The sequence below is a fragment of the Aquimarina ulvae genome (genome assembly GCF_053613295.3).
The window spans coordinates 1-2,793 of sequence record NZ_JBSIBP030000036.1 but is presented as its reverse complement, the minus strand read 5'-3'; the positions used below and the strand labels follow the sequence as shown (position 1 = coordinate 2,793).

Annotated in this window: 4 protein-coding genes; all 4 read right to left on the bottom strand. The window is 30.1% G+C overall.

Translation table 11 applies throughout. The features are described 5' to 3' along the window. Positions 1–258: 258 nt before the first annotated feature. The 4 genes from ACWGOQ_RS24000 to ACWGOQ_RS23985 all read right to left on the bottom strand — a co-directional run bounded on the left by ACWGOQ_RS24000 (position 259) and on the right by ACWGOQ_RS23985 (position 2,694). Entirely contained in the window at positions 259–1,035 is a 777-nt protein-coding gene (locus ACWGOQ_RS24000; protein ID WP_452060371.1) for an MBL fold metallo-hydrolase, read from the bottom strand. 62 nt (positions 1,036–1,097) lie between these two features. After that, positions 1,098–1,673 (bottom strand): Crp/Fnr family transcriptional regulator, encoded by a 576-nt coding sequence (locus ACWGOQ_RS23995; protein ID WP_452060372.1) that lies wholly within the window; start codon positions 1,671–1,673, stop codon positions 1,098–1,100. Positions 1,674–1,903: 230 nt separating this feature from the next. Beyond that, complete coding sequence (locus ACWGOQ_RS23990) at positions 1,904–2,257, bottom strand: nuclear transport factor 2-like protein (RefSeq protein ID WP_452060373.1); 354 nt, start codon at positions 2,255–2,257, stop codon at positions 1,904–1,906. Positions 2,258–2,286: 29 nt separating this feature from the next. Further along, positions 2,287–2,694, bottom strand: a complete 408-nt coding sequence (locus ACWGOQ_RS23985; RefSeq protein ID WP_458202892.1) for a DUF1801 domain-containing protein — start codon at positions 2,692–2,694, stop codon at positions 2,287–2,289. Positions 2,695–2,793 lie beyond the last annotated feature (99 nt).

The window sequence follows — 2,793 nt, the reverse complement described above, 5'->3', positions numbered from 1 at the left end:
GTGTGTTCAGTGTAAGATTTTAGAATGCTATCGTTTGAGCAATTTTCTTTCATATTTAATGTATTACCGCTAACGTTAAGTATAAGAAACGTAGGGCAGGTGATAAGCACTTTCGCTTCGGTTTATTACTTAGCTAAATATAAATATTTTGCTTTTATCTTTTCTACTATAAATGCCAAATTTTATATTTAGCGGACTTTGTTAATATTCACAGACTTTACGGTTTAGCACAAACGCCCTATGTTTTTTTATACAATGTTACCTACTGGCTATTTCCATCATATCACCATCTTCAGGAATTAGAACTTTATTCATTAAATTATTTTCAATTAATATTTCTCTCAATTTTTTTCGAGTCAATGGACAATGATTTATAGATTCCATATGATTTGCAATAACTTTTCCTGATGAGTTTTTAACGAACTTTAAAATATCATCAATATCCATAATAAGTTGTTTGAATAAGTCAAATTGAGCTGTTCCACAAGCTAAAACACTAATTTTAGGTTTGTAATCCTTTAGCACTTTATCAACCGAATCTGTATAAATTGTGTCGGAACTCAGGTAAATGGATTTTTGATTAGGTAATTTTATGTAAAATCCAATTACGTTTCCCATAGGTTTAGAAACAAAACCATAACCGTGTTTTGCAGGTATTCCCTCAATAGTTCCTCCTAAAAAATCCTGTTTTTCCCAATATTTTAATGTTTGAGTAATATTTAAACCTCTTTTAGAAAAAGCTATTTTATCTTTAATACTACAAGTAACAGGAATATTATTGTTTTTTAAAAATTGCACTCCTGCTTTATCAATATGGTCCGGGTGCTGATGTGTAATTATACAGTGAGTAACTTTATTTAATATGGATTCTATATTATTTGGCAAAGCAACGATTGGATTTTTTCTTGCTTTATGTCTGAAAAATGTAAAAGAAGGCATAATGCCTATGTCTCCTAACATAGGGTCAATTAAAATTACGTCTTTTTCTGTTTCCAGAATCATTGTAGCATTCCTTATATGATGAATTTTTAGCATTTTGTATTTTTTATTTGTTATACAAAAGTCTAATAAAGAACAATCAATTTCATTGATTCAAATCAAGAAGTACGTTTCCTAATGCGACTTAATGTTTCAGGAGTTATATTTAAATAAGAAGCAATGTGATATTGAGGAATAGATTGAAGCCATTCGGATTTGTAAATGAATAACTCTTTGTATAATTCTTCTGGGGTTTTAGTAATGCGATTAAATTCCAACATTTCTTTTTGTTTTAATAATTTTTGAAATGATGCTTCAACAAAAGATTTTCCGCATTGATATTTCTCTAACAAATCAAAAAAAGGTTTTCTATCAATACTTAAAACTTCCACAGCAGAAAGACATTCTTGGTTTTTGTTAGTGTTTGTATTTTGACTAAAAGTTAATAAATCAGATATGAATTGTGGCTTTACATAAAAATTAATATTGATTTCTTTTTCTTCGTTAGAATAGTATTCTCTCACTATTCCTTTATTGAGAAATCTAAGTTGTTTTTCTTTATTTTGAGCTAAGATTAATAAACTTCCTTTCTGATATTCTCTAATTTTGAATAATGAAAATAGTTCATCTAAGCCATCTTGATTTAATGAATATTCAGATTTAAAAAATTTAGATATCTCAGAGAATTTTGTCATTTTTTGCTTGTAGCTAACGGTCTAGTATAAGAAAAGTAGGGCAGTTGTAAGCGATACTTTTCAGATTAAACTAAAGCCGAATTTTTAAATTTTGTTAATTATCTTTTCTCTTTTTAATTATACCAAATTTAAAAATTTGGCGACTTGGTAAATACACACAGACCTTTCGATTAAACACTATTTGCCCTATTTTTTTTATACATTGTTAGCGGGTCGTTGTTTTTCTCTTGTCATTCTTTTACTTGTTGAATACAGTAAGAAGTAATATTTTGAATTTGGTTATTATCATTGAACTCGTATATATCGCAGGCAGAAACAAAAGATACACGTATATTGCCTCGTAAAAACTCTGCCGTTCCATTAACAACGACTTTATTCCTATCCGTGATAACATTGAAAGTCTTGAAGTCAGTCTTTACTGATTCACAATAGCTTCCTACTTGCTCGCAATTGTCAATAATGGCTTGTTTGCCTGTAAATTTATCTTCTTCGATTACAATCCATTCTGCATTTTTAGATATGAAATCGTAGACCTTTCCAAATTTGCCGTTGGAGAATGCTTTTGCAATTTCTGATTTTGTCATTTCATTTTCACTATATTGTACTGTGTTTTTTATTCAATTTTTGACCACCCTGGAAGTTCATTCGCTTGTTCAATCCAAGTACGAATCAATTCCTCGTCAAACTCCGATTCGTTTTTAATATCAATTCTTCTCGCTTTGTAATCCGAATTCCGATTCCAAGGTCCTGACATTTTGGTTACTGGTGGTTCAGGGTCTAAAAGCGTTCCTGCAATAAAACCAACTGCAAATTCATTTTTAAACGACCACATCGCAATCATCCAACCTTTGTCAGCAAGTCCATAGAAAGGTACTCCAAGTGGTTGCGATGGTTTATGCCATTTGGTAGTAAATTGAATATCAGGTATTAATTCTTTAATTAAGCTGTCCACTTTTTGAGCCATTATGCTGTGTTCAGGTTTAATTCCGTCAATCCAAGTTTTAACACTTTCTGATTTCATTGTCTTTTGTTTTAAATGTTCGTTAAGATACATAGTTTACACAAGTTAAAGATTAGGTGTTTACACTAAATTAGTTTCTAACCTTGTCGATTGTTGTTT